This is a genomic window from Uruburuella testudinis, from assembly GCF_022870865.1.
Classification (GTDB): Bacteria; Pseudomonadota; Gammaproteobacteria; order Burkholderiales; family Neisseriaceae; genus Neisseria; species Neisseria testudinis.
The window spans coordinates 556,434-572,416 of record NZ_CP091508.1; the positions used below are offsets into that span (position 1 = coordinate 556,434).

The following is a 15,983-nucleotide window of genomic DNA, read 5'->3' on the forward strand; positions in this document are numbered from 1 at the left end:
TATCCATAGGCTGCTCTTCTTGGCATTTTCTTGTCCTGAACCCACGTTTTGTAATATTTAGGCCGTCTGAAACGTTTCAGACGGCCTTTTTAATGCGATGCATTAAGATTGTTTTTTACGGCTGTATTTGGCGTAGGCGTAATAATGGTAAGCATCTTGCGCATTGCGGGCCATGCCGTTGAATACCACGCCGTTGATGTGGATGTTGCTTTGTGTCAGGCGGGTGAGGCTGCTGTCTAGCTCGCGCGGGGTGGTTTTATTTTGGTGTACCACCATCAGCGATGAGTCGGCCTGCTGTCCGATGATGCTGGCATCGGTGACGGACAATATCGGCGGTGTATCCAGAATCACATAGTCAAACTGCTGCCTGGCCCATTCGATTAAGGTGTGCAGTTTGTGATCCATCAGCAGCTCGGAGGGGTTGTCGTGTTGGCTGCCGTGGCTGATCAGGCTCAGGTTGGCGATGGGGGTAGGCTGGATGGCTTGGGCGGGAGCAAGTTTGCCGGACAGGATATCCGCCAGCCCTTGTTCGGCTTGTGTGCCGAACAGGCGGTTCAAGTAGCCGCGGCGCATGTCGCAATCAATCAGCAGCACTTTTTTGTCTGACTGGGCCATCACCGCAGCCAGATTGGCGGAAATAAATGATTTGCCGGCCTCGGGGGTGGCGCCGGTAATCATCAGCACTTTGTTGGCCGCTTCCATAATCGAGAAATAAAGATTGGTGCGCAGCGAGCGGATGGCTTCGATGGCCATATCGGCCGGCTCTTCGGCGGCCAGCAGCCAGGCCGGGGCGGTGGCGGATTTCAGCTTGCGGCGCATATTGTCTTGCTTTTGCTGGTTGGGAGAAAGCGGCACGATGGCGCTCACATTCAGCCCCATGGCTTCGATTTCTTGCGGGTCATTGATGCGCGGGCGGGTGGCTGAGCGCAGCAGATACCAGGCTGCCGCCAGTGTGCCGGCGGTCAGCGCGGCCAAGAGGGTAATCATTTTTTTGCGCGGCGCCACCGGTTCTTCTGCGGTAACGGCATGGTCGACCACGCGCACGTTGCCTTGTGCGCTGGCTTTCATAATGTTTAATTCTTGCTGTTTGCCCAACAGCTGCATATAGGTGGTTTGGTTGGTTTCGACATCGCGGGTGAGGCGGATGACTTCCTGCTGGGTGTTGGGCAGGTCGGCGATTTGGCGGTTAATTCGGTTTTTGGCACGCTCGAGCACGGCTAATTTATCCAGCACGGCTTTATAGGAGGGGTGCTCGCGGGTGTAGAGTTCGGCCAGGCCGGCTTCTTCGGTGCGCAGGGTGGTGATTTGGCTTTCGATGTCGATCAGGCTTTCAAGCGCGCCTTTTGCTTCAACCGGAATATCCAGCGAGCCGCTGCGGGTGCGGTATTCGTTGAGGCGGTTTTCGGCATCTTCCAGCGCGTTTTTCAGGCGCGGCAGCTCTTCGCTGATAAAAGCCAGGCCGTTGGCAGCCATCTGAACATCGCGGTCGCGGTTTTGGCTGACGTAATTATCGATGATGCTGTTGAGAATCAGGCTGATTTTTTCCGGATCGGTGCCGGTATAGCCCAAGTTGATAATCGGGCTGGTTTTGCCTTTGCTCATCACCGATAAATTTTGATTGACTTGTGCGATGGCGCTGAGTTTGGAGTTTTTTACCAACACGAATTGCTGGCCGTCGTCTGCCAGAATCTGGTTGACCTGAATGGTGGTGTTCGGGTTGATTTTCAGCGGCTGCCCCACCTGGCCTTCGATGTGGGAATCGTCGGGCAGCTCGAGGCTGTAGCTTTTATTGTTGAGGGCGGTGAGGATAATCGGCTTGTTGAGCCATTCTTGCTGCACTTCAAAGGTTTGCAGGGTTAATTCGGGGTCGACATCACTGCTCAGGTTGTGCAGCATATTGCCGATAAGCGGAAAATATTTGGGCACGATAACTTGGTCGAGCTGCAAATCGTCAACGGTTTTGCCCACCACCAGGCGCGATTGCACCAATTCGATTTCGGCTTCTGAAGGCGAAGGCTCGCTGGTGAAGAGGCTGTTGATTTCGGTGAGAATCTGGTTTTGCTTGGTTTCGATTTCCAGCATGCCGTTGGCGCGGTATACCGGTGTGCTGGTCAGGCTGTAGGCTGCGCCGGCCAAGCCGCCGAGCAGAATGGCCAGGGCAATCGGGTATTTGTGGTCGAGCAGGTTGCGGAGCTGTTGGCCTAAATCGATTTCTCCGCCGCCGTCGTTGTTTTGAGTGGGGGTAGGATACTGTTTTGCCATAAGGTTTTAACTCTCTATATCAAAATAAGGTTTCGGTGCGGATTGGGTTTGTTTATTCACAAAAACAACCTAATCGCGTTGGCCCGCCTGAGCCCGAAGCGAACCGGTTTTGCTAGGGTGTCCGGACAATTCGATTTACGGGTGCTTTTTGCCCCTGAAAACGCATCTGCTGCGTTAAAAAGCCTCGCAAGATGTCCAATCTTGCTGCGTTTTTTGCCTGGCATCTGCATTTTCAGGGGCAAAAATCTCCTCATAAACAAATTGTCCGGACACCCTTGGGGTGTCCTAAGTAAGGCGCTGAAGTGCTCAGCCAACCGGTCGGGCGCTTGGCGGTACGGTTTCGGTTTGCCGCCTTGCTAGTTGTATCACTTCTTTCTTCATGCCACGCTATGCAAGCGCGTTAAGATTGTTTGGCGAGCTTGGCAGCCCATTGGGCGGCGGCCTCTTCCAGTTGCAGATAAACGGCTTCAAATACTTCTTCACTCTGGCGGAATGGATCGGGAATGCTTTTGCGCGGCAGCCATTGCCCGAACAGCATGGTTTTGCTGCGGGCGGCAGGCAGAATATCGGCTACGGCATCGATGTGGCCGGGCTCCATCACCAAAATCAGGTCGGCTTGCCGGCACATTTCGGCGGTAAGTTGGCGGGCGGTATGGCCGGCCACGATGGTGCCGTGATTCAGTGCGGTTTTAATGGCCTGAAAATCAGCATCGCGGCCGGCCAGCGCGCGGATGCCGGCCGAGCTGACGTTGAGCTTCGGCAGCTTGCTTTGCAGCAGCCGCTCGCCGGTGGGGGAGCGGCAGATGTTGCCGACGCACACAATCAGAATATTTTGATACATGAGCTTGCCTGCCGGGTTATTGGAAGGTGTCATCCAAAGCATTGACATTGGAAATGGAATTGGTCAGCTGCGATATCACGCGGTTCCAGCGGGTAACCGGGGCGGCGGTGATATACACCACGTCTTCAGGCTGTAGGCGGAATTGGTTGCCCAGCGCATAAGCGGTGGCATCTTTCAGGTTGAGCTGGTAGACGTGGATCGGTTTCTCGTGATCGGCCGGGGCGTTGCGGATAACGAAGACGCCGCTGGCATCTGCCATCGCCTGGCTCATGCCGCCGGTGTCGCCTAAGGCTTGTGTGAGGGTCAGGCCGTGGTTGCCCATGCGCAGGGCGGATTGCCGGCCGACTTCGCCCATAACATAAACTTTGCTGTTTTCGGTGGTGGGCACATAGACGATGTCGCCGTGGCTGAGCAGATGGTTTTGCGAAAGGTCGCCGTATTGGAGGATGTCTTGCAGGGAAATGGTGCTGTCGACACCGTTATGGGTCCACTTGATGTGGCGGGTGTCGGCATTTTCGGCCACACCGCCGGCCAGGTCGATGGCATCGAGCAGGGTAACCGGGATGTTGGTAATCGGTAATTGGCCGGCCTGCCCGACGGCGCCGGATACGGTCACGCGCTGCGAGCGGAATTCGGTAACGTTAACGGAAACCTGCGGGTTTTTGATGTAGCGTTTCAGACGGCCTGTGAGCATGTTTTGCACTTCGGGCAGGGTTTTGCCGCGCACCAGCATTTTGCCGGCCAGCGGGTAAAACAGATAGCCGGCTTCGTCTACCCAAATGCCGTTGCTCACTTGGCGGCTTTGCGGGTTGATGCTGCTGGTGGGGGCGGGTGTGTTCAAATCGGCATGCGCCCACACGGCGATGTTGAGTACGTCGCCGCTGCCGACGCGGTAGCGGTAGCCGGCTTTTTGGGCGTTCAGTGCGTTGTTGTTTTGGGCAAAGCGCGGCGGCTGGCGCATGCTTTCTACCAGGCTCAGGGTGATGGGGTAGAGGTTGACGCGGCTGTCGAGCGTGCTGTCGGCGCTGTCATTTTCGTGATAGACAACGGTTTTGTTTTTGGTCGGCAAACCTGAGCCGGGGATAACGGTACAACCTGCGGTCAGTGCCAGCAGTGAAAAGCCGATAACGGTCAGTTGTTTTATGTTCACGCAAATGATCCTTCTTGGTCTTTCAAATGCCGTCTGAAAGGTTTCAGACGGCCTGATGGGTTTGTTGCCAAACCAAATCGCAGATATCGTCTTTCGGGTTGAAGCCTGTAGGCGCTTCTTGCAGCAGTTGGCGCAATGTCATTTGGTTTGACTGGCGGCAGGCCTGATCCATCCGTTCGAGTATGTCAGAAAGTGTTACCCACGGCAGCATCACTTCGTTGGCGGTCATAATGCGGGGATGAGTGGTATGTTCCACCGCATCGCCGATTAATAATTCTTCATACAGTTTTTCGCCGGGGCGCAGGCCGGTTACTTCGATGGCGATATCGCCATCGGGATGCGCCTCATCTTTTATTTCCAGACCGCTCAGACGGATCATTTGTTTCGCCAAATCAATGATTCTGACCGATTCGCCCATATCGAGCACAAACACATCGCCGCCTTTGCCCATGGCACCGGCCTGAATCACGAGCTGTGCGGCTTCGGGAATGGTCATAAAATAGCGGGTAATTTCTGCATGGGTGAGGGTGACCGGGCCGCCGGCGGCAATTTGTTTTTCAAACACCGGCACTACGGAGCCGGACGAGCCCAACACATTGCCGAAACGCACCATGCAAAAGCGGGTGGTTTGGCCGGGCTCGGCGGCCAGCGCCTGCAAAACCAACTCGGCCATGCGCTTGCTGGCGCCCATGGTGTTGGTGGGGCGCACGGCTTTGTCGGTAGAAATCAGCACAAAGGTTTCCACGGCTGCTTCGATGGCGGCTTGGGCGCAAAACAGGGTGCCGTATATATTGTTGCGCACACCTTCGATGGTGTTGAATTCGACCATCGGCACATGTTTGTAAGCGGCGGCATGATAAACCGTTTGTACGCCGTAAGCCTGCATCACGCTGAACAGGCGTCTGCGGTGCTGCACGGAACCCAGCAGCGGCAAAATTTCAATGTTCATGCCGTTTTCGGCCTGGTATTCGCGCAATTCTTTATCGATGCTGTATAAAGAAAATTCAGACAATTCAAATAAAATCAGCTTGGCGGGCTGTTGGCGGATAATCTGGCGGCACAATTCTGAGCCGATGGAGCCGCCGGCACCGGTTACCATCACCACTTTGGCGTTGATGTCGGCGCCCATCAGCTCCGGGCGCGGCGCCACCGGGTCGCGGCCGAGCAAATCGACCACGGAAATTTTTTTCAGCGAGCTGACGTTGATTTTGCCGTCGACCAAATCTTTCATACCGGGGATGGCCAATACTTCGCACGGATAAGGCTCCAGCCGCTGAAGCAGGGTTTTACGCTCTTCGCTGTTGGCGCTGGGAATGGCCAGCAGGATTTTTTCGACGCCGTAGCGCTGGATTAAGGCGCCGATTTCAGACGGCCTGTGTACCGGCAGATCATAGATAACCGTGCGCTGGATTTTGGGGTTGTCGTCAACAAAAGCGATGGCATGGTATTCGCTGACCTGTTTGATGGCTTCCAGCAGCTGGCGGCCGGATTGGCCGGCACCGTAAATAATCACGGGAGTCATCTGCTGGGTTTGGCGGCCGCTGAGCAGGGTGCGCAACATAACGCGCGAGCCGGCAATCAGCACCACCAGCATCAGAAAATAAGCCACCGGCAATGCCAGGCGCAGGCGTTGCTCAAAAATCAGCACGCTGATGAAAAACAGCAGCGCCGAAATCATACTGCCCAACACCGCGGTGGTGAGCACTTTGGTGCTGACGTAGCGGGTGACGGCGCGATACAGGCCCAGGCGCACAAACAGCAGGATGGTCAGGCCGGCGGTGGCGGCAAATGCCAGCCAGTTGGCGCTGCTGAACCATTCTTGCGAATAGCTGGCCTTCAGGCTTTGGGTAAACCAAAAGGCCGCAAAAATCACCAAGATATCGTGAATCACGAAAAAGGTTTTTTTGACGTTGCGGGGCAGGGCAAGCAGGGTTTCCAAAATCATGGTCGGTATTTCTGAGTAAAATCAGGCGGTGGCCCGGGTTAAAACGGCTTGGATGTGCCGGCAGCAGAAATCCATTTCGCTGTCGGTCAGCGTGGGGTGCACCAAAAACATCAGGCTGGTATCACCGAGGGTAACGGCATTGGGCAGGCGGGTTTTCGGCCGCCAGGGCGTGTTGTCGAAGGCTTTTTCCAAATACACTTCCGAGCAGCTGCCTTGAAAACAGGGCACGTTTAAAGCATTGAGCTCGTTGACGATGCGGTCGCGCGTCCAGCCTGCTTGCAGGTTTTCCGGTTTCACAAAGGCGTAAAATTTGTATTGCGCGTGCTCGATATCATCGGGCACCTCAACCAACCGGATGGCGGCAAACGGCTTCATGGCGGCTTCGAGTTTGGCGGCGTTGGCTTGGCGTTTGGCGGTCCATGCCGGCATGCGCTGCAACTGGATGCGGCCGATAACCGCCTGCATTTCCATCATGCGCCAGTTGGTGCCGAAGCTTTCATGCAGCCAGCGGAAGCCGGGCGGGTGGGGGCGGTTGTAGACGGCATCGTAGCTTTTGCCGTGGTCTTTATACGACCACATTTTTTCCCACAAAGCTTTATCGTTGGTGGTGACCATGCCGCCTTCGCCGCCGGTGGTCATGATTTTGTCTTGACAGAACGACCAGGCGCCGACGTGGCCGATGGAGCCGACCGGACGGCCTTTGTATTTGGCACCGTGTGCTTGGGCGCAGTCTTCAATCACCCACAGTTTGTGTTGGTCGGCCAAGGCCATGATGGCATCCATTTCAGCCGGCATGCCGGCCAGATGCACCACGATAATGGCTTTGGTATTCGGCGTTAAGGCCGTCTGAATGGTTTCGGCGCTGATGTTTTGGCTGTTTAAATCAACATCGGCAAACACCGGGTTGGCGCCGGCGGTCACGATGGATGAGGCCGAAGCGAGGAAGGTGCGCGAGGTCACAATCACATCATCGCCGGCACCGATGCCCATGGCTTTGAGCGCCACATCCAGCGCCAGCGTGCCGTTGCCCAATGCCACCGCGTATTCGGTGCCGGCAAAGGCGGCAAACTCTTTTTCAAACTCGCGGCATTCGCTGCCGGTCCAGTAGTTGACTTTGTTGGACAGCAAAACACGCGATACGGCATCGGCTTCTTCCTGGGTGAAACTCGGCCAAGGCGATAATGAAGTATTCAACATAGCAAATCCTTTATTTCGGTTAAATCGTTTATCCAGCAGCGGGGCTGGTGGGTGGCGGGAAAGTCGGCGGCATCGTGCTGATGGATGTTGTTGGCCGAAGCTTTCAGGCCGATGGTGAGCCAGCCTTGATTGTTGGGGGTGACAAAATCTTTTTTGATGTTGTCGCCGATATAAATCCATGTTTTGCCGGGATACTGTTTGCGGATAAAGTCAAACCGCTCCGGTTGCGGCTTTTCGGAGGCAAAGGCTTCTGAAATCAAGATGTGGTCAAAACAACCGCTCAAACCCAAGGCCTTCAGTTTCAAGTGCTGAGTCAGGCTGCGGCCGTCTGAAATCAATGCGCTGGCGGCAAAGCGTTGGATTAAGGCGCTCAGGTTTTCAGACGGCATATAGGGGCGGATGGCAGGCCGGTGCAGGCGGTAATGCCACAGCAGCGAGGCTTTTTCGGCATCGTTCAGCCCGCAATGACGGCACAAACGGTCGAGCCAGTCGCTTTTGTGTGTATCCAGCAGCGCCAGCAAATCTGTAGCGCTGTATTGCGGATACAGCTCGGCAAGCTGCGCACACACGGCGTGGATGCCGGATACTTTATAGTCGAATTCCGAATACAGCGTATCGTCGAGGTCAAACACAATCACGCTGTCGGCGGCGTTAATGTTCAGGCTCATCCGCGCACCAATACTTTGGCGTCGTAACGCAGCATAATCAAATCGTTTTCCCATTCGTCGAAGCAGGGAATGTTTTCACTATAGAGGTATTCGCGAATCAGCCAGCCCGGGTAATGCGCACCTGCCGCGTAAGTGAGCGGGAAGCCGCCGCCGAAGCGGGGGTTGATTTCCACGCCGTAAACGGTGTGGCTCTCTTCGCGGTAGAAAAACTGGGCGGTGATGCAGCCGCGTGCTGATTCGAGCACGGCCAGTTTTTCAGTTAAAAAGTCATACAGCCAGCCGCGGCGGGTGGCGCCTTTGCTCACTTCGCCGGAGCGCACTTCCAAACGTTCGCGCGGCACGGCGCATTTCAGACGGCCTTCACGGTCGTAATACATATCAACGGTAAATTCTTTGAAGGTGTTTTGAATGTCGATCAGCTGGCAAAACATCATTTTGGGGTCGTTTTTCAGCTCGTCGGTCAATTCTTCCGCACTGTTAACTGCTTGGGCGCCGATGCCGCGGCTGCCGTCGTAGGGCTTGGCAAAACACGGAAATTCGATGTCGTCGGGCGCGTAGATTTTCGGCGCTTCAATGCCGTAGCGGGCAAACAGGGCAACCGAATCACGCTTGTCGCGGCATTGCCGGATTAGGTCGCTGCCCGACACGATAATATGGGTGCCCGCCGCTTCAAAACGGCTGCGCGCTTCGGCCAGCTTCAATAATTCGGTGTCGATGGTTGGAACAATCAAACCGATGTTTTGTTCGTCGGCAAGTTGAAAAATACTGTCAATATAGTTTTCCGCACTGATTCGGGGCACGGCAAACGCGCCGTCGGCCACTTGGCAGGCGGAAGACATTTTCGGGTTTAAATCGGTGCAATAAATGCGGATGCCGTCTGAAAACTTGGCGGCCTCGGTTTGGAAGTCTTGCACCAGCTCCACGCGGCGGCCGGCAGATAAAATCAGAATATTATTTTTTTTCATGGTCATCGTTTCCTGTGAAGAAGGGCATGGTGGCATCACCCTGTGCCGAAATGCCTTCGCGCACAAATACTTTTTTTACGGTTAAAAATAAGATTTTCATATCCAGCCATAGGCTGCGGTTGTCTACATACCAAACATCATATTCGAATTTTTGGTTCCACGAGATGGCATTGCGGCCATTGACCTGCGCCCAGCCGGTAATGCCGGGTTTGACTTCATTGCGGCGGCGCTGAAAGTCGTTGTAAAGCGGCAGGTATTGCATCAATAAGGGGCGGGGGCCGACCAGGCTCATGTCGCCTTTCAATACGTTCCACAATTCCGGCAGCTCGTCGAGGCTGGTAGCACGCAGCTTTTGGCCGAAAGGGGTCAGGCGCTCACTGTCGGGCAGGGAGTTGCCGCCGGCATCGACCGCATCGCGCATGGAGCGGAATTTAATCATCTTAAACGGTTTGCCGTCTTTGCCCGGGCGGGTTTGGGTAAAGAATACCGGTGCGCCGAGGTTTTTGCGGATCAGGTAAATCAGCAGCAGAAATACCGGCGACAATACAATCAGCCCCGCTGCCGAGGCCAGGATATCCAATAAGCGTTTCAACAAGTCATTCATGGGCAAGTTTCTCAATCAGGGCGACGATTTTTTGATAAGCCACATCGCGCTTGAAGCGGTGCACGATTTCTTGCGACTGCACGGGGTCGTTTTGATGCCGCAGGATTTTCCGGGCAGCGGCAACAAAGCTGTCGACATCGCCCGAACGGTAGTTTGCATGCGGCAGCAGGGTGAGCACTTCGGCCACTTCGTCATTGACTTGGCTGTTTAAAATCGGTTTCTGCAAGGCCATATAATCGGAGAGTTTGTTGGTAATCGACTGCATGGCGTAGGAATGAATCGGATTGACGGCAATATCGCAGCCTTTGGCGATGGCCATCATCTCGGCATACGGCACATAGCCGTAAAAAATAATCGATTCGTTGGCATAAGCCCGCAGCTTTTCCAAATCGGGGCCGCCGCCCATAATGTGTAATGCAATCTTTTCGCCGCTGTCGAGTAGCTTTTGCACGCCTTTGCATACGGTTTCTACATCGTAGCTGAAGCTTAATGTACCCAAATAAAACAGGTGTGTGATGCCGTCTGAAAAGGTTTTGGCGGTTACCTGCTCCAGCGTTTCAAAGTCGGCACCGATATACACCACTTCGCCGGGCGCCTCGGGATTGGCTTCGTGTGCGCGGTCGAGATAGGTTTGCGATACCGCTACCAAACCGTCGGCATAACGGTAGGCACGGTTGGCGCGGGCGGCAAACGGCAGCAGGTTGTGGGGGATTTTTTTCAATACCGGCACCACCGATGAAAACGATTCCGGCCACACATCCTGTACATCGATAATCAGTTTATAGCCCAAACGTGATTTGTGTTTGCCGAGCAGAATATTGGTCGCAATTAGGGGATAAGCGGAAAAAACTACGTCTTGTTCGCCGGGTTGGCAAGCCTCCAGCCAGCGTTCGAAATCTTTGACGAATACGTCATGACTTTTGACGCGCGCGAACGAGACGTTTTTCGCATAACCGCTTTCCCGCATCAACTTGACTTTCAGACGGCCTGTTGAGGCGGCTTCGGCATCTTCAGGCCGTCTGAACGATTTGTCGTAATGTTTGAAATTGCTGGTAATCAGTAAAACATCATGCGACCGGCTTAATAATTCGGCCAAATACCAAAAACGGTTGAAATGCGGTTCGCTCGGCAGCGAGCAATAGGGGGCGACAATGGTAATCTTCATCAGCTATCTTCCTGCTTACATATGGTAGGCGGCCATGGTGGTGCGGTAGATTTCTTCATCGGAGCACAACGCGGCCACATGTGCATGCAGCGCTTTGCCCAAACGTTCGCGCAAGGCTTTGTCGTGCACCAGCGCTTCTACCGCATCGGCAAATTCATCGGCATTGCCCAACGGAATGCAATAGCCGGTTTGGCCGTTAATCACCATTTCGGAAATACCCGCCATATCGTAGGTAACGACAGGGGTGTCGTAGAGGCCGGCCTCAAGAATATTATTGCCGACGCCTGCACCGTGGTCGCCGGCACAATTGGGCGTGTTTACCAAAATATCCACCTCTTTGAAATAAGCAGTCAAATCCCGCACGCCGCCCAAAAAAGTGACTTTGTCGGCAATGCCCAAATCGGCGGCTTGAGCTTTCAGGTTGTCCATTTCTTCACCGATACCGGCGACAGACAGGCGCACGGGCAGGCCGCGGTCGATTAGGGTTTTGAAAATGGGCAGCATCAGGTGCACGGCGCGTACTTTATCCAAGCGTGAGAGTGTGCCCAGCATCAGATAATCTTTTTCGGTTTTTTCAGGCACGTAATCAGGTTTGTGCAAGGCGTTGTAGGTATAGCTGATGCGGTTGGCGGGAAAGCCGTAGCGAATCAGTTTTTCCCGTTCGTGTTTGCAGTTGCCGATGATATATACGCCCAGTTTGTCGAACAGCTTGGCGATTTTCGGATAGGTTTCCGGGTCGAGACCGCGCGCGTGGTAAAACACTTTGGTTTTGGGCGAGGCGATTTTGGCAGCAATCGCGCAGGCGGGTACGATGCGTGCCATCTGGCAATGCACGATGTCGGGTTTTTCCGCTTTCAGTAATTTGGTATAGGCCATCATGCCTTTGATGTATCCGAGTGTGCCGCCTTGGTAAAAATCAATCGGCTGCCAGCGGATGCCCAATTTTTTGGCTTCTGCAATCAACGGGCCGTCTGAAGAAGCCAGCACGACATCGTGATCATATTGGCGTAATAGTCTGCCCAAGCGGAAAGTGGCGTTTTCGGTGCCGCCGAGGCCGCTCATGGAAGAGGTGAGGATGATTTTCATGGGGTGGCTCCAGTATGGTGGCTTTGAGGTTTGTTGCATACGATATAGATAAAAATTAAAAAGTTGGGCAGCCAGATAAACGGCAGCCGCATAATGGTTGACGGTATAAAGCCGGCAACCAGAAACAGCAGCATGCTGAATACGGCGATAAACCGGATTTTGGAAGAATAATGCTTGGCGCCCGCACACGTGATGAGGTAAACGCTGACGTAAACCAGAAAGCCCAAAAAGGCGACAATGCCGAAAGCGAGATAAAGTTCGATGAGAAAGCTGTGCGGGTTGGTAAAACCCAGACTATCGCTCAAATGGCCGCTGAAATAATCACGGAAATTCCGCGGCCCGTATCCTGCATACAGAAAAGGCGGGTTGTTCCAAAAATGATTGTAGATTTCCTGGCGGTAAGAAACGGAGTTGTCGCTGCCTAAATCATATAAAAACAGATACAGCCGTGAGGAAAAACGTTCCAGAAATTCATTGCCGTTAAGCGATAATAAAAAATTCTGAATGGCGGTAGATGGAATCATATTCAACACCAGCGCGGCGGCGCCCAGCGTAAAAAGCGTGGTCAGCCCGTTTTGGCGGTAAACCAAAAACAGCAGCCACAACATGATGTAAACCATGATGGCGGTGCGGGATGCGCTGGCAAAGATCACAACGCCCAATAAGATAAACAATGCCCAACCTGTCAGCATGCTTTTTTTGTCGCGCCCGATCAGGTTGAAAAAAATCAAAACGGCGGGTGTGATGCACAGGGTGGTGGTGGCCAGGTTGTTCGGGTTGAAGAAAAGGCCTTTCAAAGTGCCGGCTTCCAAAGAAAATGCTTCATCGCCAAAAACAAATTGAAAGCCGGTGGTTAATTCGATAATTGCGGGAGCCGTGATAAAAAAGCTGAAACACAAAAGAAAAGTGCGAATAAACCTTAATTGATCGGGATGCCGGCTGATGACCAGATAGAGCATGTAAAAATAGCCGGGCAAAATGGCAAACAGCATCAGATCGGCAAACAGGGTTGCGCTCATCGGTGAAATCAAAATATGCAGCAAACTCCAGCCGCTCATGATGGTCAGCGGAATCAGTGCATTCAGAATTTTTTTAGGGAAGTCTTTCCGCTCCAACAGAAAAGCAATGCATGACAATATAATAAACAGTAATGTCATCGGGTTATCAATGCGCGGGATGCCGACTCTGTAAGACAGGGTCGGGCCGAGCATGTAGCAAACCAGCATGCTGTAGGTTAGAAACAGATAAAGGGTTGAGCTTTTGATTTTCACGTTCGGCCTGTTAAACAGAGTGGCGGGCGGCAGCTGCACGATATTGCCGGGTCAGTTGATCCACAATACTGCGCTCGCCAAATTCATTCAGGCATGCCTGCCTTAAATCGGCGGCGGCATAGCGGCTGCGTGTGTCGTATAGCCGAACCAAGGCTTCAGCCAGCGCCTGCGGGTTTTCGGTAGGAATGAGTATGCCGTTATCGGGGGTAACGATGCTTTCCGGGCCGCCGCAACGGGTGGCGATAACCGGCAAGCCTTGGGAAAGTGCTTCAATAAACACCACGCCGAACGTTTCCACGCGGCTTGCCAATACAAAAGCATCGCTTGCATACATTAATGCCAACACTTCGTCATTTTTCAATCCGCCTAAAAATGTGACTGGGGCGCCCAAATTCAAATTTTCAGCCAATTGTTGCAGTTTGGCTGCTTCAGGGCCGGTGCCGCCGATTTTGAGCTGCATCTGCGGGCGGGCTTTTAAGGCTTCGGCAAAAGCGGGCAGTAAGATATCGAAGCCTTTTTTAGGTTGCAAATGCGCAACCGAGCAGAAAGTAAAGACATCGTTGGCGGGTTTGGCCGCGAGATTGACCGGTGCTTCAAAAGGCGCGGATAAAATGTTGGGCAGGTATTGCCATTCCAGCCCTTGATATTCCCGCTTGAGCAAGGTGCAAAATTCATGGCTCACGGCAAGGCGCGAGGCACATGCTTCCGCGGCCGCCTGCATACCGGGGCGTTGCCAGTCGTGTATCAATTTGCGGGCATAAGTCGAGCTGTGTTCGGTAATCACGTAGGGAATGCCGGTTTGCTGATGAATGGCATGCGCCAGAATACCGCCGTGATTCATGCTGTGGGCATGTAAAACATCCGGCCGGCCGTGTTTGGCAACATAGCGTTTGAACAGTTTCTTACCGGCATTGACCCAACGGCGTTGATCGAGGCGTGTACGGGGGAAGAAATACATGCTGTGATAAACATAAGTCGGCACATCTTGTTCGACATAATCATCAAAACCATAATTGGCAGACAGAATGGTTTCCGGCTTGCCGCGCATGGAGCGGAACAGTGGCGCGACAACGCCGACTTTCAAGCCAGAGCGTTGCAGCGCCTGAGCCTGCTGGCGGAAAAAAATACCGTCTACATCATCAGGTGTTTCCGGATACCAAGAGGGCAGAATAAGTACGTGCATAATCGGGTTGCTCGCTAAATATATTTAAAAAAGCATGGTTTATCTGTTTTTCAGACGGCCTTGAATGGCAGCGGCCGCATGGGCCAGATGTTGTTTATGCTGCATGCATAGCCAGATAATGACGGCCAGCCAGATGACTGCAAAAATAAAGTAATTGCGGCTGTTGCCCAAATAAGTGTAGGCAAGGCCGGACAGTAAACAAAAAAAGGTGGTGCCGTATATTTTGGTTTTGGGAAGCGGCTGCCACAGGCGGCTGGAAGCTTCAGTTTTCATCACACAAAAGAGCCAGAATGAGATTGCGGTTGCCATTGCCGCGCCCCGCGCCCCCAGATGAGGCACCAACAGATGCAGCAGGCCGAAATTGCACAACAAGGCCGATAGTGCGAAAACGGTAATCAACCAGGTGCGCTTGCTGACATTGATGCCGATACCGGTCACTTCGGTCAGCGTGTAGAACAGTGGAAACAAAATACTGGAAAGCAGAATAAATTGCACCGGCGCATATTCTTGCGGCAGCAGTATGGGGATAAGCGGTGAAAAAAGCCCGACCAAACATAGAATGGCGGTGCACAAAGCCAGCATGGCTTCAACGATATGGGTTATTTTGTTGAGATGAATGCCTTCTTTAACCCATTTGAACACCATAGGAGCCCAAATGGTGGAGAAAATGCTTTGGAAAATCAAAGCTACGGCGCCAAAGCTGACGGCCATCGAATAAATGCCGAGCTCACTCAGGCCGGCGAGTTGTTTTAACAGAAAGCGGTCAACAGCAGACAGCCCCCAGTAAGCGAGGCCGCCTAATGCGAGCGGCAAACCGTAGCGCAAAGTTTCTTGCATAAGCGGCAAGCTGAACGGCGCACGGACGGCTTTAGACAGCTCATGGCGGGTTTGCAGCACCAAAACGGCCACCGTCAGCAGTTGTGCCAGCGCATACGCCAAAATCAGGTTGAAAGTGGTTTTTGGCAGGCTGAATAACACATATGCCAAAATCAAAGCCAAAATCAGAATTTTGGGAATCAGTTGGCTGAGTGAAAACGCGTAGGCTCTTTCCTGCATCCGCAAAATAACCGATAAATAACGTGCCAGTAAGGTTGTGAAGAAAAAAATCAGGCACAACAGGCCGAGTGATGCATCGGGCAGCTCAAGCACCCACTGCGCCGGCAGTTCCAGCTTGAACAGCAGCACCAGGCAGACAGCGGCTAACAGCAGCAGCGGCAAGGCCGTGATGGTTTTAAATAAAGCGGGTTTGTTGTCTGAGGCATGGTATTCACGGATATAGGCCTGATCCAGCCCTAAACTCATCACCAATAAAATCATCGCCGATACCGTTTGCAGCAAGACAATCCGGCCGATATCTTCCGGGCTGAAATACCAAGAAATCAAGGGTAAAGAAATGGCACCGGCCGCCGCGCTGCCCAGCGGACCGAGTGCATAACCCAATAATTTGTTAGCATTCATGAAAAAATTCCAAAGCAAGCATGTCGGTGCTTTTCGAAAGAAAATGGTGATTCGTTTTTATACTCATAAAAAGTAAGCTGCTCAGGCATCATGCCCATTCATAAAAATAACCTAACCACGTCGGCCCGCCTTGCTGCCTTGTTGGGTTTACTTTTGTGAATGGGTTTCAGACGGCCTGCCGCATCCAA

At 53.3% G+C, this 15,983-nt stretch carries 13 protein-coding genes; all 13 read right to left on the minus strand.

The annotated features are described in order from the left end of the window. Positions 1-102: 102 nt before the first annotated feature. Positions 103-2,262: a polysaccharide biosynthesis tyrosine autokinase gene (locus LVJ83_RS02515; protein WP_244786003.1), complete on the minus strand. Its 2,160-nt coding sequence runs from the start codon at positions 2,260-2,262 to the stop codon at positions 103-105. Positions 2,263-2,662: 400 nt separating this feature from the next. Then, on the minus strand, positions 2,663-3,103 hold the full coding sequence (locus tag LVJ83_RS02520; protein ID WP_244786005.1) for an arsenate reductase/protein-tyrosine-phosphatase family protein: 441 nt from the start codon (positions 3,101-3,103) through the stop codon (positions 2,663-2,665). 16 nt (positions 3,104-3,119) lie between these two features. Beyond that, positions 3,120-4,247: a polysaccharide export protein gene (locus LVJ83_RS02525; RefSeq protein ID WP_244787606.1), complete on the minus strand. Its 1,128-nt coding sequence runs from the start codon at positions 4,245-4,247 to the stop codon at positions 3,120-3,122. A gap of 49 nt (positions 4,248-4,296) precedes the next feature. Then, the gene (locus LVJ83_RS02530; RefSeq protein WP_244786007.1) at positions 4,297-6,198 is read right to left on the minus strand and encodes a nucleoside-diphosphate sugar epimerase/dehydratase; all 1,902 of its coding nucleotides are present in this window, start codon (positions 6,196-6,198) and stop codon (positions 4,297-4,299) included. A 21-nt stretch (positions 6,199-6,219) separates the two neighbouring features. Continuing rightward, positions 6,220-7,395, minus strand: coding sequence for a DegT/DnrJ/EryC1/StrS family aminotransferase (locus LVJ83_RS02535; RefSeq protein ID WP_244786009.1), 1,176 nt, complete (start codon positions 7,393-7,395; stop codon positions 6,220-6,222). Then, on the minus strand, positions 7,389-8,063 hold the full coding sequence (locus tag LVJ83_RS02540) for an HAD family hydrolase (RefSeq protein ID WP_244786011.1): 675 nt from the start codon (positions 8,061-8,063) through the stop codon (positions 7,389-7,391). Before LVJ83_RS02540 ends, LVJ83_RS02535 begins: the two co-directional genes overlap by 7 nt. Beyond that, positions 8,060-9,028 (minus strand): ATP-grasp domain-containing protein, encoded by a 969-nt coding sequence (locus tag LVJ83_RS02545; protein WP_244786013.1) that lies wholly within the window; start codon positions 9,026-9,028, stop codon positions 8,060-8,062. Before LVJ83_RS02545 ends, LVJ83_RS02540 begins: the two co-directional genes overlap by 4 nt. Then, complete coding sequence (locus LVJ83_RS02550; RefSeq protein WP_244786015.1) at positions 9,015-9,632, minus strand: sugar transferase; 618 nt, start codon at positions 9,630-9,632, stop codon at positions 9,015-9,017. The genes LVJ83_RS02545 and LVJ83_RS02550 overlap by 14 nt, the downstream gene beginning before the upstream one ends. Next, positions 9,625-10,797 (minus strand): glycosyltransferase, encoded by a 1,173-nt coding sequence (locus LVJ83_RS02555; RefSeq protein WP_244786017.1) that lies wholly within the window; start codon positions 10,795-10,797, stop codon positions 9,625-9,627. The genes LVJ83_RS02550 and LVJ83_RS02555 overlap by 8 nt, the downstream gene beginning before the upstream one ends. Before the next feature lie 15 nt (positions 10,798-10,812). Further along, positions 10,813-11,883, minus strand: a complete 1,071-nt coding sequence (locus tag LVJ83_RS02560) for a glycosyltransferase family 4 protein (protein WP_244786019.1) — start codon at positions 11,881-11,883, stop codon at positions 10,813-10,815. Next, positions 11,880-13,154: an O-antigen ligase family protein gene (locus LVJ83_RS02565; RefSeq protein WP_244786021.1), complete on the minus strand. Its 1,275-nt coding sequence runs from the start codon at positions 13,152-13,154 to the stop codon at positions 11,880-11,882. The genes LVJ83_RS02560 and LVJ83_RS02565 overlap by 4 nt, the downstream gene beginning before the upstream one ends. A gap of 10 nt (positions 13,155-13,164) precedes the next feature. Then, entirely contained in the window at positions 13,165-14,337 is a 1,173-nt protein-coding gene (locus LVJ83_RS02570) for a glycosyltransferase (protein WP_244786023.1), read from the minus strand. Between the two features lie 39 nt (positions 14,338-14,376). Further along, complete coding sequence (locus LVJ83_RS02575) at positions 14,377-15,795, minus strand: lipopolysaccharide biosynthesis protein (protein WP_244786025.1); 1,419 nt, start codon at positions 15,793-15,795, stop codon at positions 14,377-14,379. Positions 15,796-15,983: the final 188 nt, after the last annotated feature.